This is a genomic window from Vibrio bathopelagicus (assembly GCF_014879975.1).
GTDB lineage: Bacteria > Pseudomonadota > Gammaproteobacteria > Enterobacterales > Vibrionaceae > Vibrio > Vibrio bathopelagicus.
Map to the genome: position 1 here is coordinate 1,514,585 of NZ_CP062500.1, position 14,881 is coordinate 1,529,465.

General features: G+C 42.9%; 11 protein-coding genes and 2 pseudogenes. 5 read left to right on the forward strand and 8 right to left on the reverse strand.

What is annotated here, in order from left to right; translation table 11 throughout:
- Positions 1-78 precede the first annotated feature (78 nt).
- Together IHV80_RS06710 and IHV80_RS06715 are read right to left on the reverse strand one after the other, a co-directional pair.
- Complete coding sequence (locus IHV80_RS06710; protein ID WP_192890521.1) at positions 79-843, reverse strand: transporter substrate-binding domain-containing protein; 765 nt, start codon at positions 841-843, stop codon at positions 79-81.
- A gap of 198 nt (positions 844-1,041) precedes the next feature.
- Complete coding sequence (locus IHV80_RS06715; RefSeq protein WP_192890522.1) at positions 1,042-1,578, reverse strand: bifunctional 4-hydroxy-2-oxoglutarate aldolase/2-dehydro-3-deoxy-phosphogluconate aldolase; 537 nt, start codon at positions 1,576-1,578, stop codon at positions 1,042-1,044.
- A gap of 402 nt (positions 1,579-1,980) precedes the next feature.
- Here IHV80_RS06715 and IHV80_RS06720 point away from each other — a divergent pair.
- A pseudogene (locus tag IHV80_RS06720) lies at positions 1,981-2,697 on the forward strand (FadR/GntR family transcriptional regulator).
- Positions 2,698-2,843: 146 nt separating this feature from the next.
- Here IHV80_RS06720 and IHV80_RS06725 read toward each other — a convergent pair.
- From IHV80_RS06725 to IHV80_RS06735, 3 genes are all read right to left on the reverse strand, one after another.
- Positions 2,844-4,397, reverse strand: coding sequence for a methyl-accepting chemotaxis protein (locus IHV80_RS06725; RefSeq protein ID WP_192890523.1), 1,554 nt, complete (start codon positions 4,395-4,397; stop codon positions 2,844-2,846).
- Positions 4,398-4,742: 345 nt separating this feature from the next.
- The gene (locus IHV80_RS06730) at positions 4,743-5,354 is read right to left on the reverse strand and encodes a toxin-antitoxin system YwqK family antitoxin (protein ID WP_192890524.1); all 612 of its coding nucleotides are present in this window, start codon (positions 5,352-5,354) and stop codon (positions 4,743-4,745) included.
- Between the two features lie 185 nt (positions 5,355-5,539).
- Entirely contained in the window at positions 5,540-6,049 is a 510-nt protein-coding gene (locus IHV80_RS06735) for a peptide-methionine (S)-S-oxide reductase (RefSeq protein ID WP_192890525.1), read from the reverse strand.
- Positions 6,050-6,333: 284 nt separating this feature from the next.
- Between IHV80_RS06735 and IHV80_RS06740 the strand changes: the two genes are divergently transcribed.
- From IHV80_RS06740 to tnaA, 3 genes are all read left to right on the forward strand, one after another.
- On the forward strand, positions 6,334-7,449 hold the full coding sequence (locus IHV80_RS06740) for a YcjF family protein (RefSeq protein WP_192890526.1): 1,116 nt from the start codon (positions 6,334-6,336) through the stop codon (positions 7,447-7,449).
- The gene (locus IHV80_RS06745) at positions 7,436-9,112 is read left to right on the forward strand and encodes a GTPase family protein (RefSeq protein ID WP_192890527.1); all 1,677 of its coding nucleotides are present in this window, start codon (positions 7,436-7,438) and stop codon (positions 9,110-9,112) included. The genes IHV80_RS06740 and IHV80_RS06745 overlap by 14 nt, the downstream gene beginning before the upstream one ends.
- A gap of 782 nt (positions 9,113-9,894) precedes the next feature.
- Entirely contained in the window at positions 9,895-11,367 is a 1,473-nt protein-coding gene (gene tnaA / locus IHV80_RS06750) for a tryptophanase (protein ID WP_192890528.1), read from the forward strand.
- 96 nt (positions 11,368-11,463) lie between these two features.
- On the opposite strand, the pseudogene IHV80_RS06755 reads toward tnaA, so the two are convergent.
- A pseudogene (locus IHV80_RS06755) lies at positions 11,464-11,685 on the reverse strand (LysR family transcriptional regulator); the annotation flags it as partial.
- 264 nt (positions 11,686-11,949) lie between these two features.
- Between IHV80_RS06755 and IHV80_RS06760 the strand changes: the two are divergent.
- Positions 11,950-12,246 (forward strand): Dabb family protein, encoded by a 297-nt coding sequence (locus tag IHV80_RS06760; protein ID WP_192890529.1) that lies wholly within the window; start codon positions 11,950-11,952, stop codon positions 12,244-12,246.
- A gap of 166 nt (positions 12,247-12,412) precedes the next feature.
- Here the strand turns inward: IHV80_RS06760 and IHV80_RS06765 are convergent, their stop codons facing one another.
- Both IHV80_RS06765 and IHV80_RS06770 read right to left on the reverse strand, forming a co-directional pair.
- The gene (locus IHV80_RS06765; RefSeq protein WP_192890530.1) at positions 12,413-13,666 is read right to left on the reverse strand and encodes a DUF3103 domain-containing protein; all 1,254 of its coding nucleotides are present in this window, start codon (positions 13,664-13,666) and stop codon (positions 12,413-12,415) included.
- Between the two features lie 401 nt (positions 13,667-14,067).
- Positions 14,068-14,616 carry a DUF3332 family protein gene (locus tag IHV80_RS06770; RefSeq protein WP_192890531.1) on the reverse strand — a complete coding sequence of 183 codons (549 nt, stop codon included), beginning with the start codon at positions 14,614-14,616 and terminating at the stop codon, positions 14,068-14,070.
- Positions 14,617-14,881 lie beyond the last annotated feature (265 nt).

The window sequence follows — 14,881 nt, forward strand, 5'->3', positions numbered from 1 at the left end:
AAGCGAACAGTTAAACCGCAACGAAAGAGGCCAGCAATGCTGGCCTCTTTTTTTGTGGCTGTACAAATCGAAAAGAGGTTACTTAAGAGAATTATGGATGAGGAACTCTTCTTTAACGCCCTTCAATTTCATTTCATCCATTATGAAATTCACCGTGTTCAACAAACGTTGTTCACCTTTTGGAATCAAGTAACCGAATTGGCTGTTGGTAAATGGTGTCTCACAACGAGCAGCTTCAAGACGCTCGTCCGTCACTTGATAGAACAGACCTTCAGGAGTTTCTGTCACCATTACATCAACTTTACCTTCCGCAACGGCTTGCGGGACGTCTAGGTTGTTCTCGTAACGTGTAAAGCTCGCGTCTTGCAAGTTAGCATCCGCAAAAATCTCATTAGTCCCGCCGATATTGACGCCAACACGCACAGAAGAAAGGTTCACTTTCTCAATACTATCGTACTGTTCTGCTTTACCTTTCGCGACTAAGAAGCACTTACCAAAGGTCATGTAACCTTGAGTTTGTTCTGCGTTTAACTGGCGCTGCATTTTGCGCGTAATACCGCCCATCGCGATGTCGTATTTATCGCTGTCGAGGTCGGTTAGCAGATCTTTCCATGTGGTACGAACAATCTGTAATTCAACGCCTAGCTGTTCTGCGATGTGCTGTGCGACGTCGATGTCGTAGCCTGAGTAGCTTTTACCATCGAAGTAAGAGAATGGCTTGTAGTCGCCAGTGGTGCCGACACGAAGTGTGCCTGATTTTTGGATGTCTTCGAGTTGGTCAGCTTGTGCTGCTCCCGAAAGTGCAAGCGCCATAGAAGCAAGCAATAGTGATGTTTTTATCATTGTAATTATCTGTTGTGTTTGTAGTACTAATCAAAGTAACAGAAACAATCTGAGAAAGAGATCAAACCATTGGAAAGGTCGGAGTTGAGAGTGCGAATCAGTGGCTATTCTTAGCTCTACAAGTATTAAAAAGCGATCTCTGCGATCGCTTTATATCTTAAAAATTAATTACGTTAAAATGCCAGTAGGTGAAGCGGCTTACTTATTCACGAATTCAACAGCGTCACGGATAAGCTTTCCGAGTTCGTCCCACTTACCTTCGTCGATAAGGTTAGTTGGCACCATCCAAGTGCCGCCACATGCTAGTACAGAAGGGAGAGAAAGGTACTCATCAACATTCTTCAAGCTGACACCGCCAGTAGGCATAAACTTAACCGGGTAAACCGCCGTTAAGGCTTTAAGCATGTCTGTTCCTCCTGATGCTTCAGCAGGAAAGAATTTTAATGTGCGTAGTCCCATTTCCATTGCGTGTTCAACTAGGCTTGGGTTGTTCACTCCTGGCACGATTGCAATACCCTTATCGATACAGTATTGCACGGTACGAGGGTTGAAACCTGGGCTCACGATGAAATCAACGCCAGCTTCAATTGCACACTCTGTACGTAGTGTGATCTCTGCACATGGCATGCCGTTTTCAACAAGTATTTTGCCTAGAGGGATAGTGTCTTCAGCACGGTTGATAGCGATTACAGGAATTATTTTTAGGTTTGCTAGCTGTTCATTTAATGTTGTCACGAATTCTTTCTCACGTTAATTATGGGTCTGCTTTCAACGAAGCAACCTCTTGATTCATATATAAAGTACGTAATTATAGAGACTAATAAGGCATCACTTCTAGAGGAATGATAGCACCTGGACGCTGAATTAAGGCCTCTGCCACAATATGATCTTCTAATGTGCATTGGCGAGCATTACTACCGTTCCAAGCACCTAGCTAGGATCCTGTACGGAAAGAGTCACCAGCAGCTGAAGCATCAACAATATTGACTACTGTTGGTGTTGCAACGTATGAGCTCGATGGCGCTAAATCATAGAGTATCAAGGGAGCTTTCGTGGTCGGTGGGCCGACTTGGTGCATCGTGCTTTCAGTGCTAAAGTGCCGGTTAAATAATACATATCTAATAAGTAAGTAGACTTATGCTAGGCACTTTTAATTCAATTCCAGGCTCTAAGCGAAGCTTACATGTGCAAGTTGCACGTGAAATTGCTCGTGGTATTTTGTCGGGTGATTTTCCTCAGGGCTCGATCATCCCTGGAGAGATGGCTTTATGTGAGCAATTTGGTATTAGTAGAACAGCACTACGAGAAGCAGTTAAGCTTCTGACTTCTAAAGGTCTATTAGAGTCTCGTCCCAAAATTGGAACTCGAGTCGTTGACCGCGCATACTGGAATTTTTTAGATTCACAGCTTATTGAGTGGATGGATGGGCTAACAGATATCGACCAATTCTGTCATCAATTCCTAGGATTACGCCGGGCTATTGAGCCAGAAGCTTGTGCGTTAGCTTCCAAATTTGCCAGTGCTGAGCAACGTATTGAATTATCAGAAACTTTCCAAGACATGGTTGATGTTTCTAGCCAAGAGCCTATGGATAAAGAGCGTTGGTTAAACATTAACATGAAGTTCCATAGCCTTATTTTTAGGGCAACAGGGAATGACTTTTACCTACCATTTGGTCACATTTTAACGACGATGTTTAATAACTTTATTGTTCATTCGTCAGAACAGGGCAACACATGTATCCAAGAACACCGTGCCATTTAAGAAGCAATTATGGCTGGTAATAGTGATAAAGCGCGCCAGGCGTCGGCAAGCCATCTACAGCGGTTAAACTATCAGTTAACAACAGAGTAGTTAGTTTGTAGTTGATGCGTACATCGAGTGACACATGGTTATTTTAAAGCACGCTAAGCGTGCTTTTTTGTCCTTCAATTTTTCCTATTGGCATAACTTTATATTTAAGTTAATCCATCATAAGAAATAAACCAATGAGAGTTGGTTTACGTCTTTAGGTTAACTACCGCACGCTCCAATGAACCCGTTTGTTTTACTACAGACGTTGCAGAAGCAGCGTTTTTCGATGCTCCAGTCACATTCGCCAGTGTTAACTGTTTAATTGCATTCACGTTTTCAATGATCTCTGAGGTGACAGCGCTTTGTTCTTTCATCGCATTCGTCACTTCCAAACTGTTGTTTAGAATTGTTTCCATATCGGCGATAACCGAAGTGATTCTTGAATGCGCATTTTCACAAGAGTCGACACTGCTGTTGCCTTTCTCACAACAGTTTTTAATGGTATTTACTACCGTTTGGGTCTGGTCTTGAACCCCTTTAATAATCGTTGAAATCTCTTCGGTTGAAAGCTGAGTTCTGCCCGCTAGGGTTCTTACTTCGTCAGCAACCACCGCAAAACCACGACCTTGTTCGCCAGCGCGTGCCGCTTCTATCGCTGCATTCAGAGCAAGCAAGTTGGTTTGATCTGCTATGCCTTTAATCACTTCTAAAACTGTATTAATTTTCTCAGAATGAACAGAGAGGCGGTTCACTTCTTCACTCGCGCTCACTAGAACAGTCGAAAGCGTATTGATGGTATCTTTAGTGAATGCCACGTCGTTAAGGCCATCGTTCGCCGTGGCGAAACTGGTTTGTGCATTGGATGAGGCATTTTCACTGTTGGTTGCCACATTTTGAATATTGCTGCCCATCTGATTTATCGCGGTCGCAATATTCTCGGTTTGTTGCTGTTGTTTGTTTAAAGCACTTTCAACTTCCATACCATCGTGTTGAAGCTGGTTAGAGATGTTACCGAGCTCTTGAATAGAGCCCTGAACTTGACCGACCAACTGACGAATATCAGTGAGTACGGTATTAAACGCCTTTGCGATATCGGCTATTTCGTCCGTTCCGCTGTCTTCCGCTCTTACGGTAAAGTCACGTTGCTGTGCGACCAATAATATGGTTGAGTTCAACGCGGCTATTTTCTTCGCGACACGAGATGAAATGCCAAATGACAGCGCCATCAGTAATGCAGCCACGGCAATAATGGAACTGACAATGAAAGTTGTGATGGTTTGCTGAGTTGACTCGACTTGCTCTTCTAAACGACCTTCAATGTTTGTGAAAATAGAGGTGATATCTTCAAACAGCATTTTCATTTCTGACTTCAATTCCGCGACTTTTGTCGGGTTGCGCTCGATTGTGTCTACCATCAAAGAGAAATCTTTGTCGTACTGTTTTACTTCAAGTGTCAGCTTTTCTAGCTGTGGAACGGCAATATCAGATTCTTTAAGTAAAACCGAGAAGCTACCCATCAACTGTTGAAAGTGGGAATACTCTTTGGCAAAGACGGACTTGAGTTCTTTCTCATTGCTTATCAGAAATTCTAACTCTGTTCGATTAAGTTGAAGCATTGATACTTCAAGCGACTTTACTTTTATCAGTGTTTTCTCAAGTTTGATCAATTTGAGGTTTGCCATTTCAGTGAATGACACAACAACCAACAAAGACACGATGGATAAGCAAGCTAGGCTAAAAAGGGAGGTTTTAATTTTCATAGGTGGGCACCAAAGCAAAACAATATGACTCAACAACGTATTTAGAATCGTGTTTCTCTTATTTACGTGATAATTAGCTTACGAGCTTGATAAGTGAGAACTGACTCGCAACGAAAACGTTTGCTTACATTATTTTATGAAAAGGTTATGCGCAAGTTAAATATTTATTATTTTCAATGGCTATTGGTGATTATTTTGTTATTAGTGATTATTTTGAGCGTAAATGAAGAGGAAGATGGGGGGAGATTAGGTCAATAGATTTTGTTAATAGAGAGCACTGTGCTTACCTGAGATTAAAGAAGGTGAGTACTGTGCTTTGTCACACGAGCACTCATCCGTTTGTATTTAGCTTTCTGTCGGCATCCAAACTTGTTTAGACGTGATTTTGTGGTCTTTAAAGGTCAGCTCTTCAACCTTGTCTCCGTTAAGGTTCCAGCGCGTTAATTTTCCGTTCGCCATTTCACCTTCATTGAATTTCGCTTGGCTTGCCTTATTGCCGTTAGGGTAGTAGTCCGTTACCAGACCATCTTTTTGTCCGTCGCTGTATTCAGCGGTCAGGCTTTGTTCGCCATTTGGATACCATCGAGAGGCAACACCTGATAGTTCGTTGTCTTTATAGTTGAGCTCGGCTTTTTTCTGGCCGTTGGGATACCAGGTTTCTGCCTTGCCTTGTAATTCACCTTTAACGTAATTCACTTTAGAGGCCACTTGGCCATTCGGATACCAATTGGTTTCTTGACCCAGTTCTAGGCCGTCAGAAAATTGAGCTTGGGTCGCGACTTGGCCGTTATCGAACTTCTCTTCAAACTGACCAGTAAAGGGTTTTGAATGGTTTACTTGGTAAGCCACGCCTTTACGCATCTGTAAATAGTCGACAGCATCTTCACGCGGTGAAGCGGCATAACTCATAGAAGACATCGTACTAAGAGCAATCAATATAGGGATGTATTTCTTCATAATGACACCTTTTTATTGGACAGGGGGAAAGTGTAACCGGTGTGTTAAAAGCATTTCATTTTCCCGAACGGCTGTCAGTACTTATTACTGGTTTTCAAGTTTTCACTATTGGCGGGTCGTATTGGGGAACTTTCTCGAATTGACTATTTGATGGTGGAAATTGAACAACCTAGAAGCCTTTTAACCTAGGGTTTGTATTTATGTAGCAGATCCCAAGGGATATGACATAAGTGGTGATCTTCAGGGAACTCACTTAGGTGATGCTGGTGGATATCGTCACTGGCGACGTATTTGGTCAATGGCAGTATTTCGAGGGCAATGCGGTCTGCGTCATCACGAGATGCAATGTAGCGCTCGGCTTCCGTTAAGTGTTTAGTGTCGGTGCTGTAAACACCGGTGCGATATTTTTCGCCCACGTCACCACCTTGCTTATTTACGCTGTAAGGGTCGATGATCTCAAACAGATGCTCCATCAGAATTGTTACTGATGTGATGCTTGGATCAAACTCAATCTGCACACACTCCGCGTAACCATCATAAGCGTTTTGGGTGTCATCACTTTGTGTTGTGTCGTTTTCTGTTGGCTGATCGCTGCCATTGGCACGACCGGCTTCTGTGCTGATCACGCCGGGCACATACTTGATGAACTCTTGCACGCCCCACAAGCATCCGCCTGCTAAATAAATTTGTTCCATACTTCTCTTTGAGCTCTCTGTGTTTGTTGCTAGCTTCTAATTGATAACTGTAGATTACTGATAGGCAGCCTAAACTGTTGTGGATACATGCATATCAATAACTTGGAGCATGCTTAAATACGTGATAGAACCGTATATAAAACAGGCTTATAAAAACAAACGCTTAAGCATTGTAAAACAGTGCCACTGAACAAACGTAAGTTAAATGCGATGATGTGATTATATAAGTCATCGTATCTTGTCACCAACCCGAATCTCAACATCAAGTGAGTGTTAGTCTAACCATGTTTGATCAAATAAAAGACTTCATCAATCCGAGCAAGAATCCCGATCTGACGCAGGCTCATGAATATCAGCGTCAGCACCTGCCGACGCTGTGGCTGTTGGGCAAAACGGGCGCAGGCAAGTCATCGTTTATTCAAGCGGTCACGGGGGATTCCTCTGTTGAAGTCGGTAATGGTTTTGCGCCATGCACGATGACAGCAATGTCGTATGCGTTCCCTCAAGACAAACCGGTAATGCGATTTCTTGATACCCGTGGGTTGGGTGAGGCCGATTATGATCCGACAGACGATCTTAAAGAGATCGGCCAAGCGGGCAATGCACTCGTCGTTGTGATGAAAGCCGACGAACCTGAACAATCCGCTGTGCTTGCGGCTCTAAAACAGATTAAGAAGCAAAAGAAAATTAAGCACTTGCTGCTTGTTTATACTGCGGTTTTGTCTTCTAGTGAAACCGACCGAGCAAGGCAGATTCAGTTCAACATCAACCAAGTAGAAAAAGTTTGGGGTAAGGGGCTTGAGTCAGTAGCGGTCGATTTTGAAGTTGATGACAACGTTACCTCTAACAGCGAAGCGGTGTACAACTATGACACCTTGCTAGAAAAGCTGACCAACATCCTTCCTGTTATTGGAATGATGGTGGTAGATAAAGAACATTCAACCCAAGAAGAAGCCAACTTTGATCAAGTAGAAAACGAAGTGCTTTGGTACGCAGGGAGTGCAGCGGCCAGCGATTTGATTCCAGGTGTTGGCTTGGTGTCTGTACCTGCGATTCAAGCGAAAATGCTCCACAGTTTGGCGAACCAATATGGGGTCGAATGGAACAAGAGAGTCTTCAGTGAATTGATAGGTACTTTGGGAAGCAGCTTTGCTTTGCAATACGGAATGAAATTGGGCACTCGGCAGCTGATAAAGCTGATTCCAGTTTATGGTCAAACGGTGGGCGCGGTTGCTGCAGCGGCCATGAGTTTCGGCACCTCTTATGGTTTAGGTCGTGCGGCTTGTTTTTACTTCTATCATAAGAACAAAGGTGAAGAAGTGTCTGAGCAAGAGATGCAGAAGATCTACAAAGAATCCCTGAAAAAAGGAAAGGCGGCGTCGGGCTATGAAGAAAATTAGAAACCTATTTCGATTACTGGCGGTTCTATCGAGCGGCCGCTGGGGTATTGCTCTGATTTCGGCCATCTTCCCTAGCATCATCATGATGGGCTTTGGTGTCTTCTTGGCGATCAAATACGGTTACCTACTCGAAATGTCAATTGGCATTGCAGTGAGTACCTTGGTATTCACCATTCCTCTGTTTATTTCTAGTCGTTCTTCAAGCCGCTCTTCAAATAAAGATCCCTTCTCAAATCAAGAGAGCGACGACCTTGGCGAGGATACTGCTGAATCTGAATCACAACATAGCAAAGCTAGTATCAACGATGCATTGGTTAAGGCTTCGGCTGATTGGTCTCAAAAAGAACTGTCGATCTGGAATGATTCAAAACACCATGTACGCCAACAATTAATGGTCGATATAGAGTGGGGCAACCTAGACCAAACTGGCTTAGAGGTGCTTGAATTCGTTGCGAAAAAGTTTGATAAGAAATCGCTCGATTTTTCGATTCCTGAAGGGCTAAAGCTGTTCGAAGAGGTGAGTCGACGCTACAAACTGGTCGTGCGAGAGCATATACCGGGTATTGAGTATCTCAAGGTTTCTTACATTAAGGCGGGTTACGAAGCCTATGATAAATATGGTGAGTTAGGGCAGAAGATTGTTAAGGCCGCCATTTGGGGGAATCACCTCAAAAATCTTTATTTGAACCCATTGAAAGTGATTTCCGATTTGGGTCGAGAACAAGCGACTGCTTCGATGACAAGGGGTGTAGTTGATGACATGCAATACGCCGCCAAACAAGCCTTGTTGGATGAAGTTGCTGCGGTGGCGATTGATCTCTATAGCGGGCGTTTCAGCATTGAAGACGACGCCTTGAAAGCGTCCGATGTTTCTGAACTCGACGAACAACGCTTTGCTCCTGAATTAGAGCCTGTGCGAATCGTGCTGGTGGGGCAAACCAGTTCTGGTAAATCTTCACTTATCAATGCACTCAAGCAAGAGTTGGTTGCTGAAGTGGATGTACTGCCATCAACGGACACTTCAACGGTTTACAACGCGTTTGTCGACGAGAATGATGTTCGAGTTGTTGATCTTCAAGGGCTTGATGGCAATCCTAAAACCGAAGCCTTAATGTTAAAAGAGATAACCCAAGCCGATGTGGTGTTATGGGTACTTAAAGCCAATCAGTCTGCACGTGAGTTGGATAAGCAGTTGAAAGATGGATTTGATGCTTTCTATGATGATCCTAAGAACATCTCACGAAAGAAGCCGATAGTTATCTCGGTCGTCAATCAAGTCGATAGGTTAAAGCCTGTAGACGATTGGCAGCCGCCGTATGACTTAGAGAGTCCAACATCGGCCAAGGCTAAGATCATTGCTCAAGCGCTTGAATACAATCAAACACTGCTACAATCCGATATTGTATTACCGCTCGCGATTGCTCCTGACAAGGCGCAGTTTGGTTTAGATACTTTAAGACAGACGTTGATTGAGCGTATCGCTGACGCAAATAACGTGCAGAGAAATCGCCAACGTTTTGAAGCAATGAAAAGAGGGACATCGGTCAAAGGACAACTGAACAAAGCGGTAAAAGCCGGTAAGAAGGTGGCACCAAGTGCGCTGAAAGCCGCGACACCGAAATTGGCTGAAATGGCGATTAAACAAGTGGTTAAGAAGAAGTAACCCGATTTAATGGCAACAGCAATCAAGCTCTGATGAGGCTGTAGTTAGTGGAACTCAGTGATTATCAGAGCTTGCTTTCATCTACTATTAGTTATTATTGAACACTTATCATCACAACTATCTGTTACTACACCTATTTATTACTACCGTTATTTTTCACGACAATTGTTTGTCGATGCTCAGTTAATTCCATGGACTAGTTTAATAGTATATAAACTGACGATATTCACAGTTTATATAACACGCTATCGTATTTAATCGTCATTCCAAATATTGATCACACTTATGCTTTCTTTCGCTGTATTTATAAAACAATTGCACTATATTTATATTTCGGATCATCTTGATTTCAACGTAGGGATATATTGTGAACATGTATCTGAAATGGCAATCAACAACATGGCTAACCTTGTTAGCTTGGTATACCTTAGATCACCAGCTCTCGTTCCGCCTTTCTTCAGAGTAGTACCCTTTAGGCGTCACGCGCCAGCAGAGCTCTTACGCTTTGCTCAATCCTGTTAATTTCGTCTTTAAGAAATTTCGTAACTCATGCGTTAACTATTTGTTTTTTTATGCATGCAGTTCTTATCTCTTAGTCATTATTAATTGGAACCTAATCAATACGTATTGATTAAATAATCTATTTCTAGCTATTAATTATTATCGTAATTATCACGAGAGTGGTCGTGCGTAAAATTAAATTAATGGTGATGACTCGTGACATCTAAAAATAATGAATTTGGCTTTTCCCTTATAGGCTGAATTTGTTGAGAGGGACTATTATGGAAAATTTCAAACATCTACCTGAACCGTTTCGTATTCGCGTTGTAGAGCCAGTAAAAAGAACAACTCGTGCCTATCGTGAACAAGCGATCGTTGAAGCGGGTATGAACCCATTTTTGCTCGACAGTGATGACGTGTTTATCGATTTACTGACTGACAGTGGTACAGGATCTATTACTCAACGCATGCAAGCCGCGATGTTAATGGGTGATGAAGCCTACAGTGGCAGTCGTAGTTACTATGCATTGTCGAATGCAGTGAAAGATATTTTCGGCTATGAGCTGACTATTCCTACTCACCAAGGGCGCGGCGCAGAACAGATTTACATTCCGGTTCTTATCAAGAAGCGTGAAATGGAGAAGGGGTTGGATCGTAGTAAAATGGTCGCCTTGTCGAACTACTTCTTTGATACCACGCAAGGCCACACTCAAGTGAATTGCTGCGTGGCGAAGAACGTTTATACCAAAGAAGCGTTCGACACCTCAGTGAATGCCGACTTCAAAGGCAACTTTGATATCGTGAAATTGGAAGAAGCGATCTTGGAAGCGGGTGCAACCAACGTTCCTTACATTGTGAGCACCATTACTTGTAACTCGGCTGGTGGACAACCGGTCTCTATCGCTAACCTCAAAGCCGTATACGAAATCGCTCAGAAGTACGATATTCCAGTGATTATGGACTCTGCTCGCTACGCTGAAAATACTTACTTCATTCAGCAGCGTGAAGCTGGTTATCAAGATTGGACTATTGAACAAATTACTCGTGAATCGTACAAATACGCTGATGGTTTAGCCATGTCTGCCAAGAAAGACGCGATGGTACAAATGGGTGGTTTGTTGTGCTTTAAAGATGAATCTTTCATGGATGTGTACACAGAGTGTCGAACCTTGTGTGTCGTGCAGGAAGGTTTCCCAACCTATGGTGGCTTAGAAGGTGGCGCAATGGAGCGTCTTGCGGTTGGCTTATATGACGGCATGCGCCAAGATTGGTTGGAGTATCGCATCGGTCAGGTTCAATATCTCGTTGATGGCTTAGAAGCGATAGGTATCGTGTGTCAGCAAGCAGGCGGTCATGCTGCATTTGTGGATGCGGGTAAATTGCTTCCACACATTCCTGCTGGTCAGTTCCCCGCACATGCTTTGGCGTGCGAACTGTACAAAGTGGCAGGCATTAGAGCGGTTGAGATTGGTTCTTTACTGCAAGGCCGTGACCCAGCAACGGGCGAGCAGCATCCATGCCCTGCAGAGCTATTGCGCTTAACAATTCCACGTGCAACCTACACACAAACACACATGGATTTCATTATCGAAGCGTTCGAAAAAGTGAAAGAGAACGCAGGAAAAGTGAAAGGGCTCGATTTTACCTATGAACCGCCAGTGTTAAGGCACTTTACGGCGCGCTTGAAAGAGGTAGAAATAAGCGAGAAAAAAGCAGGGAAAAAGAATGAACAAACGCTCGAAGAAGCATTTTAAAATAAAAACATAAGCGAATAGTCACAATCGCAAAGGCTCCTGTTGGAGCCTTTTTTGCATTAAACGCATTAGAGACGTATTGGAAAGGAGCTACGTTTACTTACTGCTTAGAACAGACTTTAAAATAGTGAAAAGCCATTGATTTAGCGGTGCGTCTTTTTGCGAACGGCGACAACTCATCACATAGCGAACATCGATGATGAGTTTTTCTGGTAAATCAATACTGCGACAACCTTCAGGCACACTGCCATCTAAGGTGATGCCGAAATTGTCTGACTTCAACACAATATCGTGGATCATTGCAGGGTGGTCGACTTCGAATACACCACAAGACCTAGCTATTCAGTTAACAGGTCGTCGTGACTAACGCTTAATCAGTGCTTACCATTGTCATGAAAAATGCTGTTCCCTCGGGTGCAGCGTTTTTCGTTTTGGGTTTGAGAGTCTTTTATAAAATTCAGTCATCTAGCCTTGGCATGGTGTGTAACGTGTGGCATTTTGTCTTTCTATTAATGTTAACTCGCGGCTAGGTGTGGGCTCAGAATGACACACAAGCAAACGAAGACTCGAAAAGGACTAGGAATGATTCGTCATATTTTACTTATTAAGTTTAAAGAAAATGCTGAAGTTTCTGGCATTGAGAAACTGAAAGGACTGTTTGAAGCGATGCCAAGTAAGGTTGAAGGAGTAACTTCAGTAGAGTGGGGGCTAAATGACAGCCCTGAAAACAAGAATCAAGGTTATACCCACTCGGTGTTAATGACGTTTGCCAATGAAGAAGGCCGTCAGAATTACCTTCCGCATCCAGAGCATGATGCGCTGAAAGATGTGTTTCGTCCGTTACTAGATGACATTATCGTGTTTGATTATTCGTTGTAATCAGCTTGATTCTGTCTGCTCTTAAAAGTGTAAAGTTCAATGCTCAAACTGATAGAAGCGTATATACCAAAAGTAGATTTACTTAGAGCATATACGCTTAGCTATCTCGAATAATAAAGGGCAGGCTAGGACTGAAGATAGAGAAGCCCTAACCAGTGCAAACCTATTATTCGGTAGGCGAAATCGTTACTGGTTCAAACGATGCGACTGCATTTCCGCCAGCGCCCGGACGGTCAACATAAGGAGTGTTTTGCATTAAGGTGTAGTACACGTCCACGAAGTCATCGTCATTGACTAATACGCCATCAGGAATAACATCAATGATTTTACCTGTGATTTGAGGAATGATCGCGTAACCCTGAACTTCTGGATCAGGAATCATCTTCAAAATCTCTTCTGCGGCTTGAACTAGCAGCTTGGCTAACGCTTTGTAATCGGTGCCGTCATCGTGCTCCATCAAAATCATATCGGCAGCGCCCCAACGGTAGCGAGGCCAGAAAATTACAGTTTGATTTGGGTAATACGTCTGTTTGTCGTAATCCAGATATGGCATCTCAACGAGGTCTATTTGTGGCTCTAAACGACTTGAATCGACGCCAGTCACGATAGCGTAGATTTCCGCTTTACCAGAGATCCAAGGTTCTTGGTCAACAGCCAAACGGATTTTGGTTAGTTGTGTCGTATTCAACGGCTCCGGTTCCGAGAAGCTCATAGAGCGGTTCGCTTTGGTGGCAAAGGTCTGTTTTTGAGCCTTGCTGCTTTTGTTTGCGTCGGTATTACTATCGTCGGTATTGGTATTGGTATTGGTATTGGTATTGCTATCGGCATTGATTTGCGTTGTTGTACCTAGCTTCTGCATTTCTGCCTGCATTGCCAATAAGCCTGCTTTGAGCTCTTCAGCACCATTACTATCAACCACAAATACTGGGACGTCTGGCATTTGGTACACGTCTAATTGATGGACTTGTCCGTACACGTCATACGCTTCAATGTATTGCCAATTCGAATCATCACCTGATGGTTCAAACGCAAACAGTGGGCTTTCGCCATTCTTCCAAGCTTCAATCATCGCTTCATCAGCCATGCGAATTTCTAATACAGAATCACTGAAGTTATTGATCCCTTTCATCTTGCGATAACCAAGATCCGCTTTCTGCATCTTGCTTGAAAACGCGGAGTAGGGCTTGGCTGAGTTAAGCTTGTCTATCGGTGTAGACAGTTGCTTTTCTGTTATCTGGTCTTTTAAAGAAAGCTCAAGATCGGAGTAGCGGGCACTGATTTGCAACGCCAGAGATTGCTTTTGCGCTGCGCTACTTTCTGCAATACCTAATGAATCTGTTGTCTCAATATTTTGTGCATAAGACTGGAAGCCAACCACTGTTGTTGCAAGCACCATACTGATAGATAAAGATGGTCTCATAAATAATCCTTATTTTAATTTTTATCATTAATAGAGCAATTGCCCTATAGGGATTAACCTATCAGTAACATGAATGTGTTCAAAAGTTAGACAGCTATTTTTATTTCATTGTGCAGCACAGGATCTCAATTTAAGTAATTTATAAAATATTAAGTTGGTGCTGGCTTGATATATGCAAATTTATAAACCAATCAATAGTTAATTAACAAAATTATTAACTATTGAACCTTCTCTTATATGTGTTTGGACATGCGGATGTATGTTGGTTGTCTTATTGATAGATACTAAAAAGGGCTAGCTATTGGCTAACCCTTTTATGTCTATAAGTACACGGCAGTACTTATAAATACTGATGGTTATTGGTGTAACTATCAGTTCAACGCAGTGCTAAATAATTGCGTTTAGCCCTGTGATTGCTCTGCGGATGCCATGTACATTTGCATCTCTTCTAAGCTTGTTTTTGCGATAACTTGGTTATCAATAGAGTAGTGAACTTCATCGCCAAAGCGCTCGCCCGTTAATGTCGCGTGAGAACCGTCGTTGTAAGTTAGCTCAATTGCAATTTGGTCTTCGTTGATCACTTTCATTTCACTGTGGTCAATCACATGCTTTGCCAACGGATCGATCGGTGCTTCTGTTAGGCTATCATCCAGTTGGTCATTAACATCAATATACGTATCTACTTTGGTGTCAAAGATGTGAGGTTTCTTGTTGATTGGGTTCTTACCCGTCCAGAATTCCAGTGAGTTAAATACGATGTAATCGGCGGCAATGGTAATACCGTAAGCAGGGGCAAGTAACATGTTTAGGCCACCACGAGCGTAACGGTTATCAACGGCTTTAACGTTAAATCCCATTAATTTTCCTGTTACAGCATTACTGCCTACACAACCAAATAAGGTCACAAGGCTCATTGAGATTATTATTGGTTTTACAAGTCGGTTCATCATTATCTATTTCTACACGTGTCTGTTTAGGAACCGAGAATTATGTCAAAGTCATGTGCGTTCTAATATAACGCCACGCCTATACTAGATATCAGAAAATCCTATATCTCTATATAAACCAGAACCTTGCCTATTAACCTTGTCTGGTCTTCTTGCCATTCACTTCGATCCTACTGTACTAGTTCGTGTTATTTCTACTTAGGCGTTTTTACAATGAACTGTCATGCCCTTAACTGAGTTATGGGAATGAAACACGATAATAGAAGGT

What these genes read in the sequence shown, in the direction of transcription:
- IHV80_RS06740 (WP_192890526.1), top strand. Translation starts at nt 6,334, where the DNA reads ATGTTTGATCAAATAAAAGACTTCATCAATCCGAGCAAGAATCCCGAT.
- tnaA (WP_192890528.1), top strand. Translation starts at nt 9,895, where the DNA reads ATGGAAAATTTCAAACATCTACCTGAACCGTTTCGTATTCGCGTTGTA.
- IHV80_RS06770 (WP_192890531.1), bottom strand. Translation starts at nt 14,616, where the DNA reads ATGATGAACCGACTTGTAAAACCAATAATAATCTCAATGAGCCTTGTG.
- IHV80_RS06725 (WP_192890523.1), bottom strand. Translation starts at nt 4,397, where the DNA reads ATGAAAATTAAAACCTCCCTTTTTAGCCTAGCTTGCTTATCCATCGTG.
- IHV80_RS06745 (WP_192890527.1), top strand. Translation starts at nt 7,436, where the DNA reads ATGAAGAAAATTAGAAACCTATTTCGATTACTGGCGGTTCTATCGAGC.
- IHV80_RS06730 (WP_192890524.1), bottom strand. Translation starts at nt 5,354, where the DNA reads ATGAAGAAATACATCCCTATATTGATTGCTCTTAGTACGATGTCTTCT.
- IHV80_RS06710 (WP_192890521.1), bottom strand. Translation starts at nt 843, where the DNA reads ATGATAAAAACATCACTATTGCTTGCTTCTATGGCGCTTGCACTTTCG.
- IHV80_RS06735 (WP_192890525.1), bottom strand. Translation starts at nt 6,049, where the DNA reads ATGGAACAAATTTATTTAGCAGGCGGATGCTTGTGGGGCGTGCAAGAG.
- IHV80_RS06760 (WP_192890529.1), top strand. Translation starts at nt 11,950, where the DNA reads ATGATTCGTCATATTTTACTTATTAAGTTTAAAGAAAATGCTGAAGTT.
- IHV80_RS06765 (WP_192890530.1), bottom strand. Translation starts at nt 13,666, where the DNA reads ATGAGACCATCTTTATCTATCAGTATGGTGCTTGCAACAACAGTGGTT.